This is a genomic window from Flavobacterium restrictum, assembly GCF_007097245.1.
Taxonomy (GTDB): Bacteria; Bacteroidota; Bacteroidia; order Flavobacteriales; family Flavobacteriaceae; genus Flavobacterium; species Flavobacterium restrictum.
The window spans coordinates 154,246-181,200 of the sequence record NZ_VJZT01000005.1; the positions used below are offsets into that span (position 1 = coordinate 154,246).

The following is a 26,955-nucleotide window of genomic DNA, read 5'->3' on the forward strand; positions in this document are numbered from 1 at the left end:
TTCTAACATTTAAGACGCAATTATGTTAAGGAAGTGTTAAGAATAAAGTATTAGAAACCCTCTTTTTTATTTAAAATGAGTTCTATACTTTTTGTGTTAAATTAAATTAAAACTGTTGTTTTTATTTGGTTTTTATTATCAAAAACGCATAATTATAACAATTTGTCAACATGTTAATTTTTTGTTAAAAACAAAATAACAATTGAAAGTGAGTTACTTGAATTAAAAAAGCCTTGATTCCAAAAAATCAAGGCTTGTAGTAGTTGTATTAATAGTAAATGACTATTTATTAGTCAAAAAATGATTCAGTAAAAAAGAAGTAGAACTATCGTGGTTTTGTATCGTTTTAGAATTAATCTCTTCCAAAATAGAATTTGCCAATTGTTTGCCTAATTCTACTCCCCATTGGTCAAAACTAAAAATATTCCAAATGATACCTTGTACGAATATTTTGTGCTCGTACATGGCTATTAATGACCCTAATGATTTAGGTGTTAATTGCTCAATAAGGATAGTATTGGTTGGTTTATTTCCTGCAAAAACTTTAAACGGCAGTAAAAAAGCGGCTTTATCAGCAGGAAGTCCTTGTTTGTCAAATTCGGCTTGTACTTGCGCTTCGGATTTTCCGTGCATTAAGGCTTCGGTTTGTGCAAAAAAGTTAGACATCAATTTGTCATGATGATCTTCATCGCCATACAATGGTTTTACAAACCCAATGAAATCAGCAGGAATTACTTTGGTTCCTTGATGTATTAATTGAAAAAAGGCGTGTTGTGAGTTGGTTCCTGGCTCTCCCCAAATGATGGTTCCCGTTTGGTAATCTACTGGTTTTCCGTCACGACCTACGCTTTTTCCGTTACTTTCCATAGTGCCTTGTTGCAAATAAGGAGCTAATTTTTGTAAATATTGGGTGTAAGGAATCAAGGCTTCACTTTCGGCACCAAAGAAATTATTGTACCAAACGCTCAATAAAGCTAGGATAACGGGAATGTTTTGGTCAAAAGGCGTAGTTTTAAAATGGTCATCCATTTCATTTGCACCACTTAATAAGGCATCGTAGTTTTCAAAACCAACAGCCAAACTAATCGAAAGTCCTACAGCGCTCCAAAGCGAAAATCGTCCTCCAACCCAATCCCACATTGGGAATACATTGTCAGGGTTGATTCCAAACTCGGTTACTTTTTGCATATTAGTGGAAACGGCAACAAAATGGTGGGCGACATCAGCTTGTGTAGCGGTTTGCAAAAACCATTTTCTGATTGTTTCCGAGTTGGTTAAGGTCTCTTGTGTGGTAAATGTTTTGGAAACAATGACAAAAAGTGTTGTTTCAGGATTTAATTTTTTTATGATCTCGTGAACGTGATCGCCATCTACATTGGACACAAAATGAACTTTCAAATGGTTTTTGTAAAACTGCAATGCTTCTACTGCCATTGCAGGGCCTAAATCCGAACCTCCAATGCCAATATTTACGATATCCGTAAACGGTTTTCCAGTATATCCTTTGCGTTCTCCCAAGGTAATTTCGTTTGTAAATGCTTTTATTTTGGCTTTTACCTCATAAATTTCAGGAACTACATTGATGCCGTCAACATGTATAACGGCTGTTTCTTTGGCTCTCAAAGCGGTATGAAGAACGGCTCTGTTTTCGGTTTGATTGATTAATGCGCCATCAAAATAATCGGCAATAGCGGTTTTCAAGCCTACTTCATTGGCCAATTCCAATAACAGTTCTATGGTTTCTTGGTTGATTCTATTTTTAGAATAATCCAAAAGAAAGTCATTCCATTTCAAATTAAATTGAGCTGTTCTTGCAGCATCAGCTTGAAATAAATCAAGCATTGTTACCGCTTGCAATTGGTTATAATGTGCTTGTAATTTACTCCAAGATGCAGTTTTTGTTGGGTTTGTTGTATGTAAAGCCATAGTATAAAGTACTTTTTTTGTAATGAAAATTTTTGCAAATTTATGAAATATACTTTGATTAGCATAAAGGGCAACCGTTATATCACAATTTTTTAAAATAGTCCTACAAAATTAGTTTTGAAAGTAACTGCCTTGTTTTAAAAGCATAACGGCTGTTTATAAGTTTGCCACGCTGTCTAGTTCCCATTTGAGTGGGGTAATTATTTTTATAAAACGGTCTTTATTTTTGCCACTCATGGGTTCTCCGTTAGGCAATTTTAGTCGCAGCGCATCGACTTGTACGCCGTTTTTCCAAAAGCGGTAACACACATGCGGGCCAGTTGCCAGACCAGTACTTCCTACCAGACCAATGGTTTGTCCTTGTGTAACTTGTTGTCCTCGACGTACTAATATCCTCGACATGTGTAAATATTGTGTCGAGTAAGTACTGTTGTGTTTTACTTTGACAAAATTTCCATTTCCCGCCGTAAAGCCCGTTTGTTCTACAACTCCCGCTGCTGTTGTTGATATTGGCGTGCCATAAGGAGCGGCATAATCCGTGCCTTTATGGGCTTTCCAGATTTGCTGCACGGGATGAAATCTATTGGTCGAAAAGTGAGAGGTAATTCGGCTGAACTTTATGGGCGTTTTCAGGAAGAAATTTTTGAGTGTTTTGCCTTCCTCGTCATAGTATTCGGTTTTATCTGAATTTGGGTTTTGAGCAAATGGAAAAGCATAGATTATTTTCCCTTTGTATTCAAAAAAAGAAGCTTCTAGGCTGTCTACACCATCGTAAATGGAATCATTAATATACCTTTCGGTAAAGGTAATGGCAAAACGGTCGCCTCTTTTTAATTTAAAAAAATCGATAGACCACGCATAAATTTTCGATATTTTATTGGCCAAAGCGCCTTCAACTTTAGCACTTTCTAATGTTTCCGAAAGCGATCCTTTTAAAACACCACCAATGGTTCTTCGTTTAAGTGTAATGGGTTTTGTTTTTTTGTATGCCACAACTGCGGTATCTCTAAAATCGATGACATAATACGACAAAGCATCTGGTTGGTAAATAAAAACTTGAAGGGCATTGGTTTTATTTTTGGAGCGTAAGAGCGTATATGGTTTCTGGTTTCTAATGGTTCTCACATCAAAGGAATCCTTGATTTTGGCTACGATATCAAATATTTTTAGGTCGCCAATATTTTGTTTTTGAACAATACTGCCAAAGGTGTCACCACTTTTTATGGTATCGTGTACGACATTAAAATTGGCATATTTGAAACCAAAATCCTCTTTTTTGGGAATTGGTTTGTTGTTTTCAAGGGTGTAAGTAGCTTCTTTTTTTGTGCAAGAAAAAAGGACTGCTAGTAGCATAAGTAGTAATAAACGCTTCAAGATATTTGGGGTATTTGAATTCAAATTAATTTTCGGTTCCCCAATTGGCAAGTTCTTCTACAGACCATAATTCAGGAAAAAAGATTCTTCGTTGGTATTTTGGGTGCATGTATTTTTTCCAATCGCTCCCTCCTGTGGCTTCGCCATTTCCTTTTCCGCTTTGTTCAATGTATTTTTTAGCGGTATTGAGGTGTTGTAGCACCCAGGTAATGTTCACGGTATGGTCGTAATGGCGCATTGCTGCAATTAATGCGGGGTTTTTTTGATCCAATTCAGGTAATTGTTGGAATTTTTGCCAAAGATTTATGGTATTGTATTCCTGCATTTGGCTCAAAAATGTATTTTTATATTTGCGTTCAAATTCCAGCAGCAAATAGGATTTTTCCCCTGTAATAGGGTCTTTTCCTGCGGCTTGCCAGTACAAATTTTCAAAAGCATGTTCTAACGGAGTTGCTCTATTAATGGTTGCTCGATAGCGGGCATCGATGAGGTTTATCAAATCGGTGGAGGCAAATTCTATCAGTCGGTATTGGGCACTTTGAAAACCGCTTGCTGGGGTAAGTGTATTGCGAAATTTCATGTATTGTTCTACTTCCATTCCGTTGCCCATGATGTCAAAGGAAGTGGTTAACATGTCAAAATAACGGCTAATTCGCTGGAGTCTTTCGACAAAAAAAACAGTTGTAATATCTTGGCAATAGGAAATTTGCTGCATTTCCCACAAAATCATTTTAAAAATCAATTCGTTGACTTGATGGTACATAATAAAAACCATTTCGTCTGGTAATGTAGTTCTTTGAATTTGAAGGTTTAATAAGGCATCGGTTTGAATGTAATCCCAATAGGTAATGGGTTTTGACCACAATAATCCTTCGAGTTGTGTTTCGGTTTTTTGATGTATGCCTTGGTATTTAAGATCAATTTGTTTTAATATTGATGCTTCCTTCTCGTTAATGGTCATTTCGATTTTACTTTAAATGGATTTTTTAATCCTTTGAATGCGTCCAAATCAGCTTTGATAGCACCTACAGCAAGATCCGCTTTTATCCGAACGGGTAGTTTATTATCATCGTTTGATATCCAAACGGTTACGCTTTCTTGTTCTTTGAAAACGCGCCCTGATTGTACCAATGGTTTGAATACCATTGTTGAAATCACGCCAAATTTAGTGGTAATATCTTCACGACCTATAAATTTTAACTTAAACTTTGTGGTTTCATCGTCAAAAAACATATCGATTGCAATGGCTTCTCCTGGCTTTAACTTGTCTATATTAGGGTGGTTTCTCAAATAATAAAACGATGACATAATGTCTTGCGTATTTTTAGGAATAGCAACGGTTAATTCCTTATTGTGCTTGTAATCTTTTACGAGTACCTTGTCCGTATTTTGATTAAAAAAACCTTCCTGATCCTTGGTGTAGCCGCCTTCATTGATTTTTCGAACAAATTGATAGGGTTCATTGGTAACTTTATCAATGTAACTTTCGTATAAATCATCGACTCTAAAAAAGAAACGCGACATGCCTGTAGTGTAGCCTTTGCCTATTACGTGAAATACTTTTTTGTTGTTTATGGTGGCGTCTTTTACCTCGAGAGTGGCATAGCCGGCGTTTACAAATCCGTAATGAATCCTGAATTTAAACCATTCGCCCGCCTCATACGCTGGCGTATTTTGGGTGTCAAAACTAACCGTTAGGACAAATAGAAGGAGTAGAACAATTTTTTTCATTAGAAGAATGTGCTATTTATAGGCTCTAAAGGCAAATTTCATTCCAAATGTATTAAAACAAAAAAACCCAGTCAAATAATGACCGAGTTTTTATGCTATTAACTAACCAAAAAACTATAAACTATGAAATTTATATCAAATAAGGAAGGAAACCACCCCTTCCATTTTTGTGAGTGCAAAGTTAGATAACAAAACAACACTTTTAGTACTAAAAATAGAGTTTAACAGAACATTTGCTATTTTAAGAGTTCCTTGTGAGTTATTTTTTTTGATACTGTAAAAAAAACCACTTTTTATACAATTCCTCGCAATGCTTTTTTTGGCAAATGAATTTGGACGATGGTAAAAAGTAGCTTACACTCTTTGATTTTGTAATTGCCAGTTGGATTTTATGGAAATGGAAACCGTTTTTTGTACAAGTAAGCGCCTTTTAGCAGGAAGTTCGCTTTTAAAACAATTGTAAATAAAAAAAGAAAACACACCACTGATTGCTTCACGTGTTCGCTATCAATGTCATTAAGATAAGGAATTAATTATAAAATTAGCACGCAGATTTAGCCGATTCGGCAGATTTTTTCCTCTTTTTTCTGCGTAAATCTGCGTGAAAATAAAAAGAGCAATTTCTTAACTTAATGACATTGTGTTCGCTATAGCTCGGGTCACAGATTTAAAATCTAGTAACTATTCAGGCTAAAACAGAAAAAATTAAAGTAACCACAAATTTAACAAATTAACACAAATTTGATTGTCTATAAAATTAGATAAACGTCAAAAAAGTCATGAATTTGTGTTAATTTGCGAAATTTGCGGTTAAACTTTTAATAGGCTGAATAGTTACAAAATCTAAATAATGCTGTTTGATTGCACAAATTCAAAAATCAGTGTCAATTTCATTCCTTTTAAGTTATTGAAATCTGTGGCAATCTTTTTAAAAGCGAACGACCTGGCTTTTTAGAACATAAAGCCAATGCTAAACCAAGTATATTCTTTGCTGTTTTCTGGCGACCACGAATGTTTAATTTCTATAGGGCCAATGGGAGTTTCTAAACCATAACCTACAGCATATCCAGAGTATTTGGGAATCGAAATCCAGTTAACACTGCTAAAAAGATCGTCCTCTAAATTTGCAAAATTCGCCGAAAAATTCAAATGGTTTTTTTTGAAAATTTCATAATCTACAGTTGCCGAAGATTTAATGTAACTATTGGCGGCAACGCTCAAAAAATCATACCCATAAAAAGGTTTGAAGTTGTTGACCGTATTAAAACCATAGCCTCCTAAAACAAAATCGAAAAAATTGACACTTTTGGAGCCAAAAGAAAAACCAGCTTCAGATTGAAATTCAAGTGTTGTTTTATGGAATAGTTTGGTGGCAATTCCAAACTCGGCTTTTGCAATAGAAAAGGGTTCGAAATTTTTGGTGTAATTAGACGACATTAAATACGATTGGATTTCTCCCGAAAATCCCCAGCCTTTTTTAGGAAAATATTTGTTGTCAAAGGAGTCGTATTTCAGGTAACCAAAAACACTTGTATAACTACTTTTGTCTATAGTTGGGTTGGTATTTGCTAACGTTTCTGATTTTATATTCAAATACTTAAATTCCACTCCAGCACCAATTAGGAATTTTTGAACAAATACCGATTGGAAATACGCTTGATTGGTTACATCATAAAAATCGACATTAATGGTTTTCAAATCAGGAAAATTAGCTGATTTGTCACTGATGTTTTTAGCCACATTCCTGTTGAATTGATTGAATTTTGACTTGAAACCAAAGCTTAAATTGAAACCATTGTCGATATAATAATCAAGATTGTACCTGATATTATCCCCAATAATCATGTCCAAGGAAGCAATATCATTCTTGAAAAAAGTTTTTTTGTGGGTCAAATTGACTAGAACGGCACTCTTGTACAATCCATCATAATGCAACCCAAATTTCAAATAGGTTTTGTTGGGATTTTCTTTGAGATACATATTCAAATTGTCCTTTCCATCCTTTGTAGGTTCCAGAAAATAGTTGATGGTGCTAAAATTATGAGTAGCATTTATGGTGTTGATTCCCTTTTGTAAATCGGCATAATTGATTTTTGCGTCGGCTTTAAATTGCAATTTCCCAATGATGTAGGGACGGGTATAGTTTTGCAAAGCAGGACAATTTATGGCTGCAATATGCACGCTGTCGGTTTGGATTTTCAGTTTGGGTTTTTTGTATTCTACCGTATTTTTAGTCAGTGCTTTTAGTTTTTCATAAACGGCAAAAGTGGCTTCCTCGCCTTTCAAAATAATTTCGGTGCCTTTGTCAAACGAAATCACACCGTAATTGGTAATATCTGGTTTGATATAAATATCGGTTTTTATAATGTTTTCCTTCATTTTCTCAATGGTTTGAAGGTTGGTAATTTGAACCAATATTTTAGTTGCGTTTTTGAGCGAATTTCGATCTAATAAATCGTCTTGAACATCCACCCCAATGATGATGTCAGCACCTAATTTTCGGACTTCTTCCACCGGATAATTATTAGCAACACCACCATCAACAAGCAATTTTCCATCAATTTCTACAGGAGAAAACAAAGTAGGAAATGCGGCACTAGCAAGCATGGATTGCGCTAAATTTCCTTTGTTTAACACCACTTGTTTTCCCGTTTCAATATCCGTTCCTATGCACAAAAAAGGTGTTGGGAGCTGGTTGAAATCTTTAATTCCCCTAACGTTTCGGGTAATTCGAGTAAGTAAATTGTAATTGTACATTCCCTTGGAAAGCGCTTCTGGAATACCTATTTTGAATTTATTAAAAGGCAAAATCAAGGCATACAATTCATCATTTCGTTTTTCATAAAAATTTTTGGAAGCACGAGGAATAAAATCATTAATCAACTCATCGAAATTGGTGGTTTTAAAAATAGAATCGATTTGAGTAGCATTGTAGCCCGACGCATACAACCCGCCAACAACCGCTCCCATACTGGTGCCGCCTATATAATCAATTTTTATACCTGCTTCTTCGAGCACTTTGAGTACGCCAATGTGAGCAAATCCTTTGGCACCACCACCACTCAATACGAGTCCTATTTTGAGTTTTGTTGTGGTGTCTTGCGCCAAAATTGTCCAACTACTAGCCATTAGAAAAATAATAAAAATCACGTTCTTCATAGTTGGTCTCTTTTTGAGCGTATTAATTCTTGTAAAAGTCGGTAATTTTTTTCGCTTTTGATAGTCCTACCACCTCCGAAATTTCTTTTTCGGTGGCCAATTTCAATCTTTTAACACTTTTAAAATGTTGGATGAGTGTTGTCATTGTTTTTTCGCCAATGCCTGGAATGTTGTCCATGGACGAAACCAAGGAGGCTTTGCTCCTTTTGTCCCGATGGTGCGTGATGCCAAATCGGTGGGCCTCGTTGCGCAATTGCTGAATAACTTTGAGGGTTTCGGATTTTTTGTCCAAATAAAGCGGAATGGAATCGTCGGGATAAAAGAGTTCTTCCAAGCGTTTGGCAATGCCTATGATGGTAATTTTGCCTCGCAACCCCAAGTCGTCAATGCTTTTTAAGGCCGAAGACAATTGTCCTTTTCCCCCATCGATGATGATGAGTTGGGGCAAGGGTTGGTTCTCGTCCAAGAGGCGTTTGTAGCGGCGATACACCACCTCGGTCATGGAGGCAAAATCGTCTGGGCCTTCGACAGTTTTAATGTTAAAATGGCGGTAGTCCTTCTTGCTGGCTTTACCATCCTTAAAAACCACGCAGGCCGAAACTGGATTGGTGCCTTGAATGTTGGAATTATCAAAACATTCAATATGGCGGGGTTCTACGGGTAGCCGCAAATCTTTTTGCATTTGTGCCATAATTCGGTTGGTGTGGCGGTCTGGATCTACAATTTGGAGTTGCTTGAGTTGTTCGATTCTGTAAAATTTGGCGTTCCGAATGGAGAGTTCCAAGATTTGTTTTTTGTCGCCCAATTGGGGTACGGTTACTTTTATTTTTTCGCCCAAATCGACTTCAAAAGGCACCACTATTTCTTTGGAAAGCAATTGAAAACGCTCCCGAAGTTCGATAATGGCTAGGGTTAATAGCTCTTCGTCGGTTTCGTCGAGTTTCTTTTTAATTTCCATGGTGTGCGACCGAATAATGGATCCGTGGGCTATTTGTAGAAAATTTACAAAAGCAGCCGCTTCGTCTGAAACAATCGAAAACACATCGATATTGGTAATTTTTGGATTAATAATAGTAGATCTAGATTGATAATTTTCTAGAATTTCAATCTTTTCTTTTATTTTTTGAGCTTCTTCAAATTTTAGATTTTGAGCCAAATCCAGCATTATTTTTTTGAAATCCTTCATGGATTCCTTAAAATTCCCTTTCAAAATTTCTCGAATGGCATCGACTTGTTTTTGATAGTTTTCTAGCGTTTCATAACCCTCGCAAGCCCCTTTGCAATTGCCAATGTGGTATTCCAAACACACCTTAAACTTGTCGTTTTGAATATTGGACGGCGACAAATCGAAATTACAGGTTCGAAGTGGATACAGCTCTTTGATTAAATCCAAAATGGTATAAACGGTCTTAAAACTGGTGTAAGGTCCAAAATATTCCGAGCCGTCTTTGATCATTTTTCGGGTCGAAAATATCCTCGAAAAAGGTTCTTTCTTGATGCACAACCACGGATAGGTTTTATCATCCCGCAGCAGTACATTGTAGCGGGGTTGCAGGGTTTTTATCAAATTGTTTTCGAGCAATAGCGCATCGGTTTCGGTGGGAACAACGATATGCTTGATGCTTACAATTTTTTTGACCAAAACATTGGTTTTGGCCGTATCGTGGACTTTATTAAAATACGATGCAACTCTTTTTTTGAGGTTTTTGGCTTTGCCTACATACAAAATTTTGCCCTCCTTGTCGTAATATTGGTATACGCCAGGATTGTCGGGTAGGGTTTGTATTTGAAGGGCTAAAGAGGGAATTAACATTATTTATTTTTGGATTAACGATTTTTTAAAGGAATATTGATTTTTGCTAGTGTCACTGAAAACAGCTTGTAGATTAAAATAGATTTTTGCAATTGCATCCAACTTTTGTTTTAAATCTAGTGCGGTTTTGCTGTTTTCCATCTCGTTGTTTGATTTGCGCTTTACAAATTTACAATAACATTTTTGGAAATCAACACCTCATTTTTAAGACCCAATTATTATTTCTATATTTAGCTTTTATTATTTACTATGAAAAGTACCCAACCGTTAAAAATTTTTGGCGAAATCGTTTTGCCAGGCGAAAACAAAACCATCAATGTCGAAATGGCACGCTTGCATACGACGACCAAACTGAATATTCCTATAATCGTGCGGCGTTCTAAACTTGATGGGCCTGTGGTGTTGTTCACGGCGGGAATTCACGGCGACGAAATTAATGGCGTAGAAATAGTTAGGCAGCTGATTCACAAAAAAATAAACCGTCCCAAAAAAGGCACTATCATTTGTATTCCTATTATAAACATCTATGGTTTTGTCAATAAATCTCGCGAATTTCCTGATGGTAGGGACTTGAATCGTTCGTTTCCAGGCAGCAAAAAAGGGTCTTTGGCGAGTAGATTTGCCTATCATATTTTGACCGAAATCATGCTTAATGTGGATTTTGCTATCGATTTTCATGCTGGTGGTGCAAGCCGTTTCAATGCGCCACAAATACGATTGACACAAAATAATCCCGTTTTGAAAAAATTAGCCGACGCTTTTAATGCGCCTTTTACCCTGTATTCTAAAAACATTATAGGCTCTTTTAGAAATTCTAGCGAAAAACTAAAGGTAAAAATGCTCCTTTTTGAAGGGGGGAAATCATTAGATATTAATGATGATGTAGCTCGAGAAGGAATTAATGGCGTCAAACGATTCTTGGATCACCTTCAAATGTTGGATCTCAAACAAATTCCTGAAAACGCTGTGGCAAGCACCATTTATATCGAAAAATCGAGTTGGTTGCGCGCCAAATGTTCTGGAATGCTCAACGACAACAATAGTGTGGGAAAATACGTGACCAAAGGCACTGTTCTAGGGATTATCACGGATCCTTTTGGAAAATTTGAACGCAAAATAAAAGCGCCCAATGATGGTTATGTGATCAATGCCAATCACTCGCCTATCGTGTACGAGGGCGATGCCATTTACCATCTTTCAAATACCTTTGGTGATGGCGATGAATAGCCGTAAATAACTACAACTAAAGTAAAAATTGGCACAAAGACCCAAAGAGATTTTTCTCTATTTTACGCCTTTGCGGTAAAAAATCAATAGCAACAATATGAGTTCGTGCAAAAAAGAAATTAGACTCCAATACAAAGCCTTGCGCAAAGCCCTTTCCGAAACGGAATTGGACGAAATGAGTTTGGCTATTGCCAATAAAATTCTCGAAATCCCAATTTGGCAGCATACTTATTTTCATATTTTCCTACCCATTACAGAACATAAAGAGGTAAATACCGAGTTTATATTGCATTTGCTTTCGGGGAAAGATAAGGAGATTGTCATTTCGAAAAGTGATTTTGAAACCAGAGAAATGACGCATTTTCTGGTAATGGACAACACCAAAATCAAGAAAAATCAATACCATATTCCTGAACCTATTGACGGTCTCGAAGTGCCAACTCGCAAAATCGAAGTGGTTTTTGTCCCGCTTTTGGCTTTTGATAAAACCGGGCATCGGGTGGGATATGGCAAAGGATTTTATGACAAATTCCTATCAAGCTGTCCGCCCGAAACCATCAAAATTGGCCTTTCCTGCTTTGAAGCCGAAGTAAAAATTGAGGACGTTCTTGAAAATGATATTCAATTGGATTATTGTGTGACGCCCAACGCCATTTATCGGTTTTAAATTTTTAACAAAAAAGTTTGCAAATTAGGAATCCGATTCCTAGTTTTACAATATGATACCAAGAGAGCTTGCTGCTAAAATTTCGGAATTAATCGACAAATTTCCAATTGTTGCTATTACTGGTCCAAGGCAATCGGGCAAAACCACTTTGTCCAAAATGCTAAAGCCTGATTATAAATATGTGAATCTGGAGAATTTATCGGATAGAGAATTTGCCAAAACGGATCCAACTGGATTTTTAGAAACCTATAAAAATGGCGTTATCATTGACGAAATTCAAAACGTTCCCAGTTTGTTCTCCTATTTGCAAGTTGTCACTGACGAGCGAAATACTAACGGTGAATATATTATTACGGGTTCTCAAAATTTCTTAATGATGGAACAAATAGCACAATCACTTGCTGGTCGTGTTACTATTTTTTCGCTTTTGCCTTTGTCGTATAATGAACTAAAAAACAGTACTTACCTCCCGAAAACTTGGGAAAGTTATGCCTTATCGGGCTCATATCCCCGTAAAATAATTCAAGATATAAGTGCTTCTGATTATTATGACAACTATATAAAAACGTATATTGAGCGTGATGTTCGGTTGCTTAAAAACATTAATAATTTGGATTTATTTCAAAAATTCATCAAATTAATTGCAGGAAGAGTGGGGCAATTATTCAATCAAACGAGTTTAGGAAACGAGTTAGACTTGGATAACAAAACTATAAATTCTTGGTTTTCGTTGTTAGAAACTTCTTTTATTGCTTTTAGGTTGCAGCCCTATCATTCGAGTTTTAATAAAAGAATTGTCAAAACTTCAAAAATTTATTTTTATGACACGGGATTATTGGCTTATTTATTAGGAATCAGAAATGAGAATGACTTGGAAAACCATTTTGCAAAAGGATCCATTTTTGAAAATTTAGCAATCTCTGAATTGAAAAAAAATGCGCTAAATGGTGCTATCAATTCCAAATTTTTCTTCTGGCGGGATCACTCTCAAAATGAGGTAGATGTTATTATGGAAACAGGAATGCGATTGGATGCGATTGAAATAAAATCGGGGAAAACAATTCGTCAAGATTTTTTTAAAGGACTCGATTTTTTCAAATCATTAAACTCAAAAACCAATTTAAGCTTGATTTATGGTGGTTCCGAAAGCCAAGAAAGAACCAATTATACCGTCAATACCATTTATAATCTACCTGTTATTAAGGAATCCGATTCCTAATTATTGTGAAATTGACTTATTTTTAAATACGAGGTAAAGCCAAATTATTTTGTAACTTCACGTGCGTTTGTAGTGGCAATCACTAGTGAAAATAAAATCCAAAAAACCAACCATGAAAACCCCAAAACAAAAAATAGTCCTAGGTTTAAAAATTCTTGTTGCCGTTTTGATGCTTTTGGTTGTGGGTTTTATCGTTTTTAGAAACGCTCTTTTGGAACAAGCCGTTGCTAAAGTAAGCGTCAAAATGGATTTGGAATACAACAGTCGTTTCACAGTCAAAAAAGCTTCTTTTACAGGCGTTTCAGGGATTGAGTTGAACGAAATTGTTTTGGTTCCAGCAACTGGTGACACGCTTTTTAGCATAAAAAAATTAAAAACCAGCATTAATTTATGGAATCTAATGTTGGGAAACGTACAATTGGGTTCGTTAGCCATCAATCAAGGTTTTGTACAATTGGTCAAGAAAGGGAAGATTCGGAATTTTGATGCTTTTTTGAAAAAAAACAAAGACGAAACCACAACCAACGAGAAAAAAGATTATGCCGCTTTTGCGTACCGCATTATTTCCAAGGTGTTAAACCTTATTCCCACGGATATGAATGTCGAAAAGCTGACTTTTAAGATTGATGATAACGGCAATAAAACCACTATTGGCATTCAAAAATTAACCTTGGCTAACCAGCAACTCGAAACGGCCATCGCGGTCGAAACCAATACTTTTTCGCAACGTTGGAGTATTAAAGGCTTTGCCAATCCTCGAAATAAACAAGCGGATATTCGGTTTTTTAATAGAGACACAGGTGCTATAAAAGTACCGTACTTGGACGAACGCTATCATTTGATTTCAAGTTTTGATTCGATACGGTTGAACATTCAAAATATTGACAAAAGTGGCGGCGAATTGCATATTGATGGCTTTGCGGCTATTGCCAATTTGCACCTTAATCACCCCAAAATTGCTAGTAAAGATGTGGTTATAAAGAAAGCTCGTTTTGATTATCGGTTGCTATTGGGAGCTCGTTTTGTGTCAATTGATAGCAGCTCTACCGTACAACTCAACGCTGTAAAAATGCATCCTTATGTGGCTTATGAAACGGATGCCGATACGATTTACAAACTCAATATTGCCATTCCAAAAATGAAAGCCCAAGATTTTATTAGCTCGCTTCCAGATGGCTTGTTCACTCATTTTCAGGGCATGGAAGCCACGGGAGATTTTGACTATCAATTGCATTTTAAATTCAATAAAAACAAACCCAATCAACTGGTTTTTGATAGTAAATTAAACAAAAAAAATCTTAAAATCACCAAATATGGCGAAGCCAATTTAAACAAACTCAATGGCGAATTCGTGTACCGCGCTATTATAAAAAACGTCCTGCAACGCCCTATTCTGGTAGGAACAGCTAATGGTGATTACACGCCTTTGGATCAAATTTCGCCTTATTTACAAAAGTGTGTTTTGACCACCGAAGATCCTTCCTTCTTTTCGCATCATGGCTTTATAAACGAAGCTTTCAAGCAATCGATTATTAAAAACATTCGAACCAAGAAATTTTCTCGTGGCGCGAGTACCATTAGCATGCAATTGATAAAAAATGTTTTTTTGACTCGTGAAAAAACACTTTCTAGGAAATTAGAAGAAATTTTATTGGTTTATATTCTCGAAAACAATCGTGTAGCTAGCAAAGAACGCATGTTGGAGGTGTATTTTAACATCATTGAGTGGGGGCCAAATGTGTTTGGAATTGGTGAAGCGAGTCGGTTTTATTTTCAAAAAAAGCCATCAGAATTAAACCTGAACGAATGTTTGTATCTCGCTCGAATTATACCGAGTCCCAGAAAATTCATGTACCAGTTTAATGATTTAGGCAATCTAAAAGATTTTGCAATAAAACAACAAAACTTCTTGACCACTATTATGACCCGACGCGGCTTGTTGACTTTGGACGATACCATTTATAAATCGCAACCGTTGCTTATTTCTGGCTCGGCCAAATCCTTTATCAAGCTAAAAGTACAAGACACGACCAAAGTTGAGGTAGATTCTATAGCCGTTGACGACCAATTTGGGTTTTAATAGCGGTATTGCAGGAAATGGAAGGAAAGAGAATGTTGTTTTTCAGTTGCTGCAATTCGTATTTAAAGATTTTTATTTGAAATTTCCAGTTGGGAAAAAAAATATTATTTGGCTGGTTCTAATTTGTATTTTCCAGCAATAATAAGCGCTCCCGATGCCAAAACAACATTCTTAATAATGTATTGACCCATCAGAGTAGGGCAATACGGAAAGGCATCAAAGCAGTTTTTTTGTAAAATAAAAATGGGAAAAAAAGTAGCCACCATGTGTACTAATAAAAAGGTAATGGCATAAGGAATCATTTTTTTGACTAGTAATCCCAAACCAATAAGTACTTCGCAAATGCCTAGAATGGGAATAAAAATTTCGGGTTTAAACCAATAGACCGTTTTTTCGACCAATTCCCCGGCAGGACTCATGCCAAAGATTTTTAACGCTCCAAACCAAATGTAAACAATAGAAAGTGCCACACGCATCAACGTGACGCTGTGTTTTTCCATGGAGGTACTGAACTGAAAATAGAGAGAGTTGAATATAGTTTGCATGATTTAATTTTAAGTAATACCAATAATTTATATGTAATAGTCCATTTTGTAAGTTCGAGCGCAGTCGAGAACCAATTAGTGCATCTCGACTTTTGCCTGTCTTGGGCGAAGTCGAAAGGCTCGATGTGATAAAAAATAGGATTGGACTATATTGTAATAGTGTTTGGTATCAGGATTATTTTGAAGTAACAGGAAATTTAAGATACTATTCGAATGAAAAAAACCTAACAGGTTGCTCAAGACCTGTTAGGTTGTAATTGATAATTTAAAACAATAACCATTAAAGCTAAATTATCAACAGTATGCTATTAGGTAACAATCATCGTATTAAGTCGTGTTTTAAAAATTAGACAAAAAGGAGTAATAGATTGATTTTGAACTATTATTGACAATATTGCTTCTTTTGACTTTACGACATTAAAACTTTCGACTTACTTATGTTTATTCGGCGCCATCAGTTGTGGCTCTTGTAACGGCAAAATTACCAACGGTTTCGCCCAATATAAGTCCTTTTTCGCAATCACTTCTATAATGAATCGCACCAAACATCCTAGAATCCGAGGCTTGTTTTGCCATGGATTTAAAGCTTTCGGATTGTGAAGGAACAATATGTGATAAAACGGTACAAGCAGCACCACTAAAGGTCGAGTGACCTGAAACATAGGCGGGGAAGTTAGGTACTCCAGTTGTTGTTTTTATAGACGAATCCATTTGTGATGGTCGTGGATTAAAATAGGTGTATTTAGCATCCCAACAACTAATGGCGGCATCCATCATGGCAATATTTAATAAGGCCATATTTCTAGCCCAACGCACTTCGCTGTAATCTTGTGTTGCAAATGTTTCGGCAGCAATGGCGTTCCAGTGTCCTGGAGGCGTGTAGGTTCCTACCCCGTCAGCCCAAAAAGTTACTATTTTTATATGGTCTTTGGAGGCATCCTTACTAAAAGCTTTTACTTCGGCAAGTTCCTTGGCAAATTGTTCCGATTTTGTAGATGGTGGTGCAACTGGACGGCTGGCAACTACCATTTCTGGCGTCATTAAAAATGATTTTACTTTTCCAAACAAAGGCAACATAGGTGGTCTTTTGGGAGATTCTAATGAAATCCAAGGTGTTTCTCCTTTGGCGGCTGTTGTACTTTCTAATTGTGCCCAAATTTCTGGTGTTCCTATTGCGGCTCCTGCACCATCGGTAGCGGCTCTAGCTATAAATTTGGCTGCAATTTTTCGACCCAAACCTATGCCGGCTTCAACATCGCTGCGCACATTAGCACCACTAATGATGCGGTATAGTTTTTCCTCATCGGCTTTTCCGTCGATGTAGGCAATTTCGGTTGGGAATAATAATTTTAATAATTCAACCGTAACACCAGACAAGACACCGTCCTCTGATGGATAGGCAGGTAGGGTACTTTTTGGGATTAAAACCTGCAAATTGGTATCAACCGTGTAAGGTGCGGCTCTATTGTATAGTTTTTTATAATGCCAAGCGGCGATAAGTGCATCGGCTTGTGCGGCACTTACATAGGCATAAGCTCTAGCAGCAAATGGTGGATTTGAAAACGGAAATTGTGGGTTTGCAAAAGGATTTGCTGCCGATGGCGCTGGATAGGTTCCATCTTCGTTTTGGTACGGCGGACGATTGTGTCTGGCGACTAGCGTTCGCATGATTTCGTTCCAACGCAAAACACCACCTGCACTCCAATATTTTATAATGCTTTTTTGCTCTTCGGTAATGCTGGCTTGGTAGCTTTTTATTTCGTTGATTTCTCTAGTATAGGCTGGCGTAGTGGTAGCTACTGGAGCGTCAAGAGGGAATTCGTCTGGTGTGGTTAATAAATAGGTTTTCCATGTTCCTGCAAGCGCATCAATATTAGACGGATTCAAGGCATGAAACTCTTGGTTTCTTTCGGTTATCTCGTCACTACACGAATACGTACAGGCAAGAAATAAAGCTATTAGACTGGTATAGGCTGTTTTAGTAATGCTATTTTTCATTTTAGTTAGTCGCTTTTTTAAAATTAATCACATAAAATATTCCACCATAAATGGCGTCTGATTTTCCCACGTTTCGTCCTTCAACCACATAATTGTATCCTCCTACAAGAGATAATTCGGGTATTTTTTTGAAGGTATATTTTGCATTAACACCATATTTTAAGGCGTTCATGGTGTTGCTTGGAAACGGCATATTGTTTTTGGTAATGTCAAATCCTCCTGCTTGCGTTACCCAATTGTCTATTACAAATTCAGCTATTAATCGATTCGAACGGTAACCCGCTCTAAAATTTACCGAAACCGCATCAGGCATATCAACTTCATTGGTGTAATGTACTTCATCTGTCAAATAGGAGTTTCTGTCAATAGTGATGTTGGCTCTTTTGATATATGCTCCAGAAATAGTGCTGAAAAAATTTTCTCTTTGGTAATCTCCCATGATTCGCAATACGGCAGTTTTGCTTTGTGAACCAAGACTTAAAGGCAAATAATCTGCGGGATAATTTGAAAGTGGTGCCGAGAAACTTCCCAAAGCGTATACCGAGTACGTGGCTTTACCAATGGTTTTTTCTATGGGCATGTATTTTAGCGTAAGCGAAAGATCTTGAACGCCTTTTTGTCCTTTCATTGTTCCTGCCGAAGCATTGGTCTCTACATAAGGAGCACTAAAAATGACATTTAATTTATCCGAAACACCGTAGTTTCCCATAACTGCAACGGATTGTGTGGTTACGGTTCCTAAATTAAGATTTGTTCTCTTGAAGCTGCCTTCCCAGTATTCATCCCAACTGCTGTGTTGGTAGACTGCTCCTACGCAAAAATTGTTTTTACTCATCATGATACCGTCAATATCGGTTTGTGCACTCATAAATAAGGGTAAAAATAAGAGGCAACTGATGTAAATTTTTTTCATTTGTACTAAAAAATTGGTTTGTAATTAGGGTTTGATTTTAATTGGTTTTTTTTTTGGATTAATGAGGCATTGTTACTATCATTTTTTTGTTTAAACTAAAACGGTAGGAATACCCAACATTTATAGAATAATCAGCAAAAGCAGCATCTCCTTGTACGTGAACATATTTACTAGGATCTGTGATTACTGAATTTTGCAAATTTTGAGAGGCGATATCAGCCGCACTTTGAATGCGGTTTTTAACAATATTGTAAGGAATAAATAAGCTAAAACCATGTTTCCCTAAACGGTAGGATAACCCATATTCTACAGCAATTACATAGCCTGGACGACGGTAGGCTACTTGACCACCAAAGGCATCATAAGCTGGAATCCCTTCAAAACGACCGGCTAATGAAACGGTTAATTTTTCCTTTTTGTCTACCCCAGCCATCAATCCTACTCGTCCAAAATATTGATCTGGCGAAGCATAAAGTTGATATCCTTCTAATCCTGGTTTTGGGTCTGATTTAAAAGTACCATTAGATTCTTGTGGATTGAACAAATAATACCCATTGGCAAAACCATAAAGACGTCCTGTTAATTGTCTGAAAGCCTGTACTTCTACAGAGAATCCTACACCACCATCGCCAGGTTGAATGGCTTGATCCATTACCACACTTTTAGTCGTTCCGTCTGCTTGTGGCGCATCGTCACGTCTATCATGACTTCCCGTATTTAATTTTACGCCTAAACCAATCATAGCATTTCCTTTGGTCATTTTTTTTGGGTCAAAAAGCCAATAGTTAGCACTCAATCGCACATCAGCAATACCGTCTGCGTAAACGCTGTATCGGTAGGTATTTTTAACTGGTGTAGTTTGTTTAAGCACTTGCGAACGCTCATTATTTACATAAGGCAATGTCGCGTTCAATTGCAATCTACTGGTTAATCCGTAGGAAAAATTCAAATCCACGGCATGCGAATAAATGTTTACTGCGTTGCCACGTTCTTTGCCGTTTTCATCAAATCCTCCACCTGTTGTTTGCCGTTGTAACTGCTCTTCTTTGCCCACAAAATGCCTCCAAGAATGAAAATAGCGGTAGTTAGTACCCACTTGAAATTCGCCTTCTTGTAGGTTGTAGGAATTGGCAGAGTTCATATTTTGCCCGCCCATTTGGCGTACTGCTACACAACCTTGTGCATTTGTTTTTTGGGTTTGAGTTAATGCCGCTACGACTAATAAGCAAGTGAAAGCTTTAGGTAAAAAGGAAAATTGTTTCATAAAAATTGGATTATTTTGGTTTTTAAGTTTAATGTAATAGGGCAACACGTTTTCCTTGTTATGAAAAATCATTTGTGCCAAAACGCTATGCTTTTGCGATAGCTGCATTTGAAATGGTTTTCTTAATGGTTTTCCCAAAAAGAAAAATTAGTAAAATGGAAAAGGAATCGAGGGTTTGAAAATTGCTGTAAGGGATATAGCAATTTCATTCTATTTCAAAAAGTAGTTGGAAGTTGGAATGGTTTTTTGGTTCTAAAAAAGGAACTTGGTTTGGTTTTTTTTTGAAAAAAATCACAACAAAATAGTTTTGAATAACCCAAAAATGCATTCGTTTTTTATAATTTGCATCTAAATTATAGCCGCAAAAAAACTAATGAAATAGAAAAATTAAATAAAATCGGGGGGTGAGTAGGATACGGAGTAGTATCCTGCTTGGATTGCTTCTTGAGTAGCAGTGGCAATGGCAGCAGTTTCGATAGCTTTTTTTGGAGAAAAAGTCAAAACAGTACTGTCATTTACGATATAATCTTTGATGAAAGATTTTAATAATTTTTTTACAGGCGTTTCTTTTGACGTGGAATTGTCAAATAATTGATTGTCTACCAGTTCGTTTAAACCTTTGGCAACCTGATCCTGACTGGAATTGTGCAAGTAATACAAACTCAAAATATTGTTTTGAATTCGTTTCTTGAAAATATGGTAGGTTTTGTTATTGATAACTACATTTTCGTTCACATATTCAAAATCAGTGTCTTCCGCAAAGGTGTAAACCGAGGCATTCAACTTGATTACTCTAAAATCCGAAGTGTCACTTTTTTGCATAGATGCTACCCAGGTCTGCTCTTTTTGTTGAGCAACCATCAGGTAATATCCAAGTACATTGTAGAACAATGTTACGAGTAGAAAAAGTGATGCAATTCGTTTCATAGGCTTCGAAAGTAGAAAACTATTAAATATGTTAACTAATTTTGTATTTTTTTTAATATTTTTTTAACATATCGGAATAAAATCTTAAAATCGAAACCGTTTTCGGAACTTTTGTGTTAATTTTAATTGGATTCGGTTTTGTCTTTTAAAGAATTAAAAACAGCAATCAAAGGGAATTAAGAAACCAAAAAAGATGCTTATTTTTGTCTCGTATGAAAAAATTACCTCAAAACGCATTCGAAAAACTCGAAATTCGAAAACAAAATAATGCTTTGCGCCAATTGCCTGTGGGAGCAAGTGGAATTGATTTTGCTTCCAATGATTATCTAGGATTCTCACAATCCGAAGCAATTTTTGATGCAACTCATGCGCTTTTAGTTGCTCGAAATATTAAAAGTAATGGTGCTACGGGCTCTCGATTGCTATCCGGAAATCATGATTTGTATCCAGAAACCGAGGCTTTTATAGCCCGATTTCATCAATCGGAATCGGCCTTGTTGTTCAATTCGGGGTATGATGCCAATGTGGGTTTTTTTGGTGCGCTGCCACAAAAAGGAGATTTGATTTTGTACGACGAGTTGTGCCATGCATCCATTCGTGACGGAATCCAATTGTCGCATGCCAAAGCGTACAAGTTTGGGCACAATGATTTAGAAGATTTAGAAAAGAAAATTAGCAATTTCAATGGCAATAGCAATTTCAATGGCAATTCCAATGGCAATTCCAGTGGCAATTTCAATGACAATTGTAATAAAAACAAAACAACTGGAGTAATTTATATCGTCACCGAAAGCGTTTTTTCTATGGATGGCGATTGTCCTAATCTTGAAGAATTGGCTTTGTTATCCAAAAAGTACAACTGCTTTTTGGTCGTTGACGAGGCGCATGCTTTGGGTGTTTTTGGCAATCTGGAAACCGCAGGAGGCGAAGGATTGGTTCAAATGTTAGGATTGCAAGATGCTGTTTTTGCCCGCATTATGACCTTTGGCAAAGGGCTGGGTTGTCATGGAGCGGTAATTTTAGGTTCGGAGGAGCTCACGAGTTATTTGGTCAATTTTGCCCGAAGTTTTATTTACACCACAGGACTTTCTCCACATTCGGTAGCTACGATTTTGGTAGCCTGTCAGTTTTTGGAAAAAAATAAAACAGCTATGGAATCCTTAAAAAGGAACATTCAATTTTTCAACCAAGAAAAGAATTTATGCAGCTTGAAACCGCTTTTTGTGAGAAGCAAATCGGCGATTCAGAGTGCGATTGTTCCAGGAAATGAAAGTGTAAAAAACATAGCCCGTCTGTTGCAGGAAAAAGGATTTGATGTCAAAGCCATTTTGTCGCCTACTGTCCCCGAAGGTCAGGAACGCCTGCGGTTTTGCATTCATAGTTACAATTCGATCGCCGAAATTAGTGAAGTATTGCGGTTGTTGAGTAACTTTGTGTTTTAGCCACGGATCAAACGGATTTTAACAGATTAACACAGATTTTATGGTACACTTAATGCACAAATCTATTACGGATGCAGTTTTAAAAGTTTATTATGAAGTATACAACGAGCTTGGTTATGGATTCCTAGAAAAAGTTTATCAAAATGCAATGTACTTTCAATTGAAATCTTTAGGATACAGAGTCGAAGCCCAAAAACAAATTAAAGTATATTACAAAAAACAACTTGTAGGAGAATATTATTCAGATTTGTTAGTAGAAGAAAAAGTAATTGTAGAGCTAAAAGCAACCGAAATACTCCTAAATGTTCGCCTTGCTCAATTAATGAATTATCTTAAGGCAACTCCTATTGAGGTTGGAATGTTGTTGAATTTTGGAGAAGAGCCAGAATTTAAAAGAGTAATTTATACAAACGACAGAAAAATTAATTTAAAAAATCAGTGGTAATCGGTTTTATCCGTTTTATCCGTGGCAAAATCATGAAACTATTTATAACAGGAATTTCTACCGATGTGGGCAAAACCATTGCCTCGGCTATACTTGTCGAAGCCTTACAAGCCGATTACTGGAAACCCATTCAAGCGGGAGATTTGGACAATTCCGATAGTCATAAAATAAAAAATTATATTTCGAACGACAAAACGGTCATTCACGAAAACAGCTATAAACTGAACACGCCAGCCAGCCCGCATCTTGCTGCTGAATTGGACGGAATTACCATCGATTTGAAAAAAATTATCGAACCAAAAACCCAAAACCACCTAGTTATCGAAGGAGCAGGTGGCGTTTTTGTTCCCTTGAATAGTTCGGATTGTGTAATCGATTTGATTCAACCTGATTACAAAGTCATCGTGGTTTCTAGGCATTATTTGGGAAGTATCAACCATACTTTGCTCACTATTGAAGCCCTGCAAAATCGAAAAATTACCGTGGCAGGAATCCTTTTTAGTGGCAACGAAAACCAAGCTACCGAAGCTATAATTTTGAATAAAACCGGAATTAAAGCGATTGGAAGAATTGATGAAGAACCTTATTTTGACCAAAATGTAATCCAAGAATATGCGGATACATTTCGGGAAAATGTGTTGCAGTTGTAAAAATCAAGTTCAATGTCAATGACAATTTCAATGACAATTTCAATAGAGAATTTTAAAATCTAATTTCAATGAGTTTAATCGAAAGAGACCAAAAAAACCTTTGGCATCCATATACACAACACAAGACCGCAGCACTTCCTATTGCTATCAAAAAAGGAAAAGGAGCGTTGCTTTGGGACGAAAATGACAAAGAATATATTGATGCTATTGCCTCGTGGTGGGTCAATCCATTTGGGCATTCGAATATTGAAATTGCCAATGCTATTTACGCGCAATTGACCACATTAGAACACGTTCTTTTTGGTGGATTTACGCATGAACCTGCTATTTTTTTAGGGGAAAAACTATTAGAAATTTTGCCTAAAAACCAACAAAAACTATTTTTTTCGGATAATGGTTCTACGGCAGTTGAAGTGGCGATTAAAGTGGCGTTGCAATATTTTTTTAATAAAGGAGAAAAACGAACAACCCTAATTGCTTTTGAAAATGCGTTTCATGGCGATACTTTTGCAGCCATGGCAGCCAGCGGAATTTCGTTTTATACCCAAGCATTTCAAGGAATGTTTATAGATGTAGTCAGGATTCCAGTTCCTGTAAACGGTCATGAACAAGCCAGTTTTGATGCGTTGCAAGAGGTTATAAAAAACAATAACTGTGCTGCTTTTATCTTTGAACCCCTAGTTTTGGGCGCGGCAGGAATGGTAATGTACGCTCCCGAAACGCTCGATTGTCTCCTGCAAATTTGCCAAGAAAACAACGTTCTCACCATTGCCGATGAGGTCATGACGGGTTTTGGCAAAACAGGAAAAACATTTGCCTGTGATTATTTAATCCAAAAACCGGATATGATGTGCTTGTCCAAAGCCTTGACGGGAGGGACAATTCCTATGGCGATTACCACATTTACGAATACTATTTACGATGCTTTTTACGACGATGACATCAACAAAGCGTTGTTTCATGGGCATACCTTTACGGCAAATCCTACGGGTTGTGCGGCGGCTTTGGCGAGTTTGTCTTTATTGCAAACTCCAGAAATGCAGGACAACATTAGTAGGGTAAATACAAGTCATTTGAGGTTTCAAAAACATATTGAATCGCATCCAAAAGTGAGTACAACACGGGTTTTGGGTGTTATTTTTGCGTTAGAAATTAAAACCGAAACAACAGCCAGTTATTACGGAACTTTGCGCAATACACTCTATGATTTTTTTATAGAAAATGGTGTTATTTTGCGTCCCGTTGGGAATATCGTTTACATTTTACCGCCGTATGTCATTAGTGATGCGCAGTTGCAAAAAGTGTATGAAGTGGTCGAAAAAGCATTAGAAATAGTTTAGTTTCGTCCAGAGACCAAACCAATTTTCACGGATTTTTTTGTTTAATGTATCAAAAATGAATTAAAAAGGTGTGAAATCCGTTTTATCTTTGGCAGTTTTTTTAAAAGCAAATGCGCTGCGTTTTATCGCTTTCAATTGGTGTTATTGGTGTGTCCTTTTTTACGACCTTTGCACTAAAACAAACAGTCTTGTCACAAATTATCTCCATAACAGCACTAGCCTCCATTTCGCCACTGGGCAATGACCCCAGGACAATTTGGGAAATGTATAAAAACAATAATCATTGTTTTACGGCTCATTTTTTAGACCATAAAAACACATTTGTCGCTAAATTGAACGAGGATTCAATTGCCATAATCGAGGCATTAAAACAATCGGATAGTAAATACAAGTCGCTGGACAAATCGGTTTTGTATGCCATGGCGGCTTCTCGTGTTGCGATGCACGAGGCAGGATGGACATCAAAGGATGTTTTTGGAATCAACATTGGCTCTTCGCGTGGGGCAACTGATTTATTCGAAAAACATTTTCAAGACTATTTAGAAACGGGCAAGGCACAAACGCTGGCTTCGCCAACTACTACTTTGGGCAATATTTCGTCCTGGGTGGCGCATGATTTGCAAAGTGCTGGGCCTGAAATTTCGCATTCTATCACCTGTTCTACTGCCTTGCATGCCGTGTTGAATGGTGTGGCTTGGTTGCGAGCAGGAATGGCCGATAAGTTTTTGGTTGGAGGCAGTGAAGCACCGTTGACGGATTTTACAATTGGACAAATGCGGGCTTTGAAAATCTATTCGAACATAGATGAACGTCAGCCCGAGCTTGCCGAATGGCCCAATAGAGCATTAGATTTAGAAAAAAAGCAAAACACGATGATTCTTGGCGAAGGTGCTGCGGTATGTTGTTTAGAAATTGGGAAAAAGGAAAACGCACTGGCTTACATAACTGGAATTGGGTATGCAACGGAACTTTTGGAACACAATATTTCTATTTCGGCAGAGGCAACTTGTTTCCAAAAATCGATGTTAATGGCGCTCGAAAACACACCTATTGCTGCTGTTGACGCCATTGTGATGCACGCACCAGGAACGATAAAAGGCGATATAACCGAGTATAAAGCTATCGAGAAACTCTTTGGCGAAAGCCTGCCATTATTGACAACTAATAAATGGAAAATTGGGCATACGTTTGGAGCTTCTGGAATTTTGAGTATGGAATTGGCCGTTTTGATGTTGCAGCACAACATGTTTATTGATGTTCCTTTTATAGCACCACAAAAACAAACAAAACCCATCAAGAACGTATTGGTTAACGCTGTTGGTTTTGGGGGCAATGCGGTAAGTGTTTTGTTGAGTTTATAGGCCTTACCGCAATATTTTTTGTATTGATTTAACCGCAAGGAACGCAAAGGTTTACGCAAAGTTCGCTAGGTTTTTAGTTAAATTGAATTCTTTTGACAACTCACTTATAATTTCTAACTTCTCTTCTCTAACCTATTACTTCTTACTTCTAACTTCTCTTCTCTAACTTCTAACTTCTAACCTTTAACTTCTAGCTTCTTTCTTCTAGTTTTTTTCTTCTTCCTTCTAGCTTCTTTCTTCTAGCTTCTTTCTTCTAGCTTCTTTCTTCTAGCTTCTAACCCCTCTCCTCGCTTTCCAACTCCTTTACTTTTTCATAAATTAGTTGGCTTTCAAATCCTTTGCGGAGCATAAAATCACAAAATTTCTTTCGTTTTTTGAGTGTATTTGTTTCTCGAATGGATTCCCAGTGTCGATTGGAAAGGGTGTCAAAGGTGGTATTGTATTCCTCGGGAGTGATTTCTTTTAGGGCGAAATTGATGCCGTTTTGATTGATTTTCCGAAACTTTAATTCGGCAATAATTCGGATTTTGCCCCACTGTTTGATGCGGTGTTTTCCTCTAGCAAAACTGCGCGCAAAACGTTCCTCGTTCAAAAATTTTTCGGTAATAAGATGTACCATAATCGTGTCGATTTCGTCGGAATCCATGTGTATACTTCGCAATTTGTCTGTTACTTCCTGATGACAGCGTTCTTGATAGGCACAAAAATGTTCCATTTTGGCAATGGCAACTTTTACGGAATAGACTTCTTTCATGAGTGTTGTGGTGGCTTTTTTTAATTTTTTAGAGATAAAAAGCAGTGTGTTGGCGGTTTAAAGGCTGTTATTACAATTTTTTTTCAAAAATACTAAAAACGAACCGCTTTCTTAAATTTT

Annotated in this window: 21 protein-coding genes; 9 read left to right on the forward strand and 12 right to left on the reverse strand. The window is 37.0% G+C overall.

All coding sequences use genetic code 11. The features are described from left to right. Positions 1-282: 282 nt before the first annotated feature. The 6 genes from pgi to uvrC form a co-directional block, all read right to left on the reverse strand. Positions 283-1,926 (reverse strand): glucose-6-phosphate isomerase, encoded by a 1,644-nt coding sequence (pgi, locus tag FNW21_RS07050; RefSeq protein ID WP_144256041.1) that lies wholly within the window; start codon positions 1,924-1,926, stop codon positions 283-285. Positions 1,927-2,082: 156 nt separating this feature from the next. Next, complete coding sequence (locus tag FNW21_RS07055) at positions 2,083-3,279, reverse strand: M23 family metallopeptidase (protein ID WP_144256071.1); 1,197 nt, start codon at positions 3,277-3,279, stop codon at positions 2,083-2,085. A gap of 46 nt (positions 3,280-3,325) precedes the next feature. Beyond that, on the reverse strand, positions 3,326-4,261 hold the full coding sequence (locus tag FNW21_RS07060; RefSeq protein WP_144256042.1) for a tryptophan 2,3-dioxygenase family protein: 936 nt from the start codon (positions 4,259-4,261) through the stop codon (positions 3,326-3,328). After that, complete coding sequence (locus FNW21_RS07065; RefSeq protein ID WP_144256043.1) at positions 4,258-5,031, reverse strand: DUF3108 domain-containing protein; 774 nt, start codon at positions 5,029-5,031, stop codon at positions 4,258-4,260. The genes FNW21_RS07060 and FNW21_RS07065 overlap by 4 nt, the downstream gene beginning before the upstream one ends. A 951-nt stretch (positions 5,032-5,982) precedes the next feature. Further along, on the reverse strand, positions 5,983-8,190 hold the full coding sequence (locus FNW21_RS07070; protein ID WP_144256044.1) for a patatin-like phospholipase family protein: 2,208 nt from the start codon (positions 8,188-8,190) through the stop codon (positions 5,983-5,985). Between the two features lie 22 nt (positions 8,191-8,212). Beyond that, positions 8,213-10,003, reverse strand: a complete 1,791-nt coding sequence (gene uvrC, locus FNW21_RS07075; protein ID WP_144256045.1) for an excinuclease ABC subunit UvrC — start codon at positions 10,001-10,003, stop codon at positions 8,213-8,215. Positions 10,004-10,252: 249 nt separating this feature from the next. Here uvrC and FNW21_RS07080 point away from each other — a divergent pair, with 249 nt between their 5' ends. From FNW21_RS07080 to FNW21_RS07095, 4 genes are all read left to right on the forward strand, one after another. Beyond that, entirely contained in the window at positions 10,253-11,230 is a 978-nt protein-coding gene (locus tag FNW21_RS07080; RefSeq protein WP_144256046.1) for a succinylglutamate desuccinylase/aspartoacylase family protein, read from the forward strand. Positions 11,231-11,327: 97 nt separating this feature from the next. Then, complete coding sequence (locus FNW21_RS07085; protein WP_144256047.1) at positions 11,328-11,897, forward strand: 5-formyltetrahydrofolate cyclo-ligase; 570 nt, start codon at positions 11,328-11,330, stop codon at positions 11,895-11,897. A gap of 52 nt (positions 11,898-11,949) precedes the next feature. Then, positions 11,950-13,116: an ATP-binding protein gene (locus FNW21_RS07090; protein WP_144256048.1), complete on the forward strand. Its 1,167-nt coding sequence runs from the start codon at positions 11,950-11,952 to the stop codon at positions 13,114-13,116. A gap of 112 nt (positions 13,117-13,228) precedes the next feature. Then, entirely contained in the window at positions 13,229-15,196 is a 1,968-nt protein-coding gene (locus FNW21_RS07095) for a transglycosylase domain-containing protein (protein ID WP_144256049.1), read from the forward strand. Between the two features lie 104 nt (positions 15,197-15,300). On the opposite strand, the gene FNW21_RS07100 is transcribed toward FNW21_RS07095, so the two are convergent. The 5 genes from FNW21_RS07100 to FNW21_RS07120 form a co-directional block, all read right to left on the reverse strand. Beyond that, complete coding sequence (locus FNW21_RS07100) at positions 15,301-15,741, reverse strand: DoxX family membrane protein (protein ID WP_144256050.1); 441 nt, start codon at positions 15,739-15,741, stop codon at positions 15,301-15,303. Between the two features lie 441 nt (positions 15,742-16,182). Beyond that, the gene (locus tag FNW21_RS07105) at positions 16,183-17,739 is read right to left on the reverse strand and encodes a phosphatase PAP2 family protein (protein ID WP_144256051.1); all 1,557 of its coding nucleotides are present in this window, start codon (positions 17,737-17,739) and stop codon (positions 16,183-16,185) included. Between the two features lies 1 nt (position 17,740). Beyond that, entirely contained in the window at positions 17,741-18,652 is a 912-nt protein-coding gene (locus FNW21_RS07110) for a hypothetical protein (RefSeq protein ID WP_144256052.1), read from the reverse strand. Between the two features lie 58 nt (positions 18,653-18,710). Continuing rightward, complete coding sequence (locus tag FNW21_RS07115) at positions 18,711-20,024, reverse strand: hypothetical protein (protein WP_144256053.1); 1,314 nt, start codon at positions 20,022-20,024, stop codon at positions 18,711-18,713. Between the two features lie 279 nt (positions 20,025-20,303). Further along, positions 20,304-20,843, reverse strand: coding sequence for a hypothetical protein (locus FNW21_RS07120; protein ID WP_144256054.1), 540 nt, complete (start codon positions 20,841-20,843; stop codon positions 20,304-20,306). A 212-nt stretch (positions 20,844-21,055) separates the two neighbouring features. On the opposite strand from FNW21_RS07120, the gene FNW21_RS07125 reads away from it, so the two are divergent. The 5 genes from FNW21_RS07125 to FNW21_RS07145 all read left to right on the forward strand — a co-directional run bounded on the left by FNW21_RS07125 (position 21,056) and on the right by FNW21_RS07145 (position 26,081). Next, entirely contained in the window at positions 21,056-22,285 is a 1,230-nt protein-coding gene (locus FNW21_RS07125) for an aminotransferase class I/II-fold pyridoxal phosphate-dependent enzyme (protein ID WP_144256055.1), read from the forward strand. A 40-nt stretch (positions 22,286-22,325) separates the two neighbouring features. Continuing rightward, positions 22,326-22,730, forward strand: coding sequence for a GxxExxY protein (locus FNW21_RS07130; RefSeq protein WP_144256056.1), 405 nt, complete (start codon positions 22,326-22,328; stop codon positions 22,728-22,730). A gap of 32 nt (positions 22,731-22,762) precedes the next feature. Next, the gene (gene bioD / locus FNW21_RS07135; protein WP_144256057.1) at positions 22,763-23,380 is read left to right on the forward strand and encodes a dethiobiotin synthase; all 618 of its coding nucleotides are present in this window, start codon (positions 22,763-22,765) and stop codon (positions 23,378-23,380) included. Positions 23,381-23,448: 68 nt separating this feature from the next. Continuing rightward, positions 23,449-24,720 (forward strand): adenosylmethionine--8-amino-7-oxononanoate transaminase, encoded by a 1,272-nt coding sequence (gene bioA / locus FNW21_RS07140; protein ID WP_144256058.1) that lies wholly within the window; start codon positions 23,449-23,451, stop codon positions 24,718-24,720. A 188-nt stretch (positions 24,721-24,908) separates the two neighbouring features. Next, positions 24,909-26,081: a beta-ketoacyl synthase N-terminal-like domain-containing protein gene (locus tag FNW21_RS07145; protein WP_144256059.1), complete on the forward strand. Its 1,173-nt coding sequence runs from the start codon at positions 24,909-24,911 to the stop codon at positions 26,079-26,081. 274 nt (positions 26,082-26,355) lie between these two features. On the opposite strand, the gene FNW21_RS07150 is transcribed toward FNW21_RS07145, so the two are convergent. Continuing rightward, on the reverse strand, positions 26,356-26,835 hold the full coding sequence (locus FNW21_RS07150; RefSeq protein ID WP_144256060.1) for a regulatory protein RecX: 480 nt from the start codon (positions 26,833-26,835) through the stop codon (positions 26,356-26,358). Between the last annotated feature and the right edge of the window lie 120 nt (positions 26,836-26,955).

Bases quoted from the DNA above. Each gene is read 5' to 3' on its own strand.
- FNW21_RS07080 (WP_144256046.1), top strand. From the start codon at position 10,253: ATGAAAAGTACCCAACCGTTAAAAATTTTTGGCGAAATCGTTTTGCCA.
- FNW21_RS07105 (WP_144256051.1), bottom strand. From the start codon at position 17,739: ATGAAAAATAGCATTACTAAAACAGCCTATACCAGTCTAATAGCTTTA.
- FNW21_RS07110 (WP_144256052.1), bottom strand. From the start codon at position 18,652: ATGAAAAAAATTTACATCAGTTGCCTCTTATTTTTACCCTTATTTATG.
- bioD (WP_144256057.1), top strand. From the start codon at position 22,763: ATGAAACTATTTATAACAGGAATTTCTACCGATGTGGGCAAAACCATT.
- uvrC (WP_144256045.1), bottom strand. From the start codon at position 10,003: ATGTTAATTCCCTCTTTAGCCCTTCAAATACAAACCCTACCCGACAAT.
- FNW21_RS07055 (WP_144256071.1), bottom strand. From the start codon at position 3,279: ATGCTACTAGCAGTCCTTTTTTCTTGCACAAAAAAAGAAGCTACTTAC.
- FNW21_RS07115 (WP_144256053.1), bottom strand. From the start codon at position 20,024: ATGCAGCTATCGCAAAAGCATAGCGTTTTGGCACAAATGATTTTTCAT.
- FNW21_RS07120 (WP_144256054.1), bottom strand. From the start codon at position 20,843: ATGAAACGAATTGCATCACTTTTTCTACTCGTAACATTGTTCTACAAT.
- FNW21_RS07100 (WP_144256050.1), bottom strand. From the start codon at position 15,741: ATGCAAACTATATTCAACTCTCTCTATTTTCAGTTCAGTACCTCCATG.
- FNW21_RS07125 (WP_144256055.1), top strand. From the start codon at position 21,056: ATGAAAAAATTACCTCAAAACGCATTCGAAAAACTCGAAATTCGAAAA.
- FNW21_RS07130 (WP_144256056.1), top strand. From the start codon at position 22,326: ATGGTACACTTAATGCACAAATCTATTACGGATGCAGTTTTAAAAGTT.
- bioA (WP_144256058.1), top strand. From the start codon at position 23,449: ATGAGTTTAATCGAAAGAGACCAAAAAAACCTTTGGCATCCATATACA.
- FNW21_RS07065 (WP_144256043.1), bottom strand. From the start codon at position 5,031: ATGAAAAAAATTGTTCTACTCCTTCTATTTGTCCTAACGGTTAGTTTT.
- FNW21_RS07150 (WP_144256060.1), bottom strand. From the start codon at position 26,835: ATGAAAGAAGTCTATTCCGTAAAAGTTGCCATTGCCAAAATGGAACAT.
- FNW21_RS07095 (WP_144256049.1), top strand. From the start codon at position 13,229: ATGAAAACCCCAAAACAAAAAATAGTCCTAGGTTTAAAAATTCTTGTT.
- FNW21_RS07060 (WP_144256042.1), bottom strand. From the start codon at position 4,261: ATGACCATTAACGAGAAGGAAGCATCAATATTAAAACAAATTGATCTT.
- pgi (WP_144256041.1), bottom strand. From the start codon at position 1,926: ATGGCTTTACATACAACAAACCCAACAAAAACTGCATCTTGGAGTAAA.
- FNW21_RS07085 (WP_144256047.1), top strand. From the start codon at position 11,328: ATGAGTTCGTGCAAAAAAGAAATTAGACTCCAATACAAAGCCTTGCGC.
- FNW21_RS07070 (WP_144256044.1), bottom strand. From the start codon at position 8,190: ATGAAGAACGTGATTTTTATTATTTTTCTAATGGCTAGTAGTTGGACA.
- FNW21_RS07090 (WP_144256048.1), top strand. From the start codon at position 11,950: ATGATACCAAGAGAGCTTGCTGCTAAAATTTCGGAATTAATCGACAAA.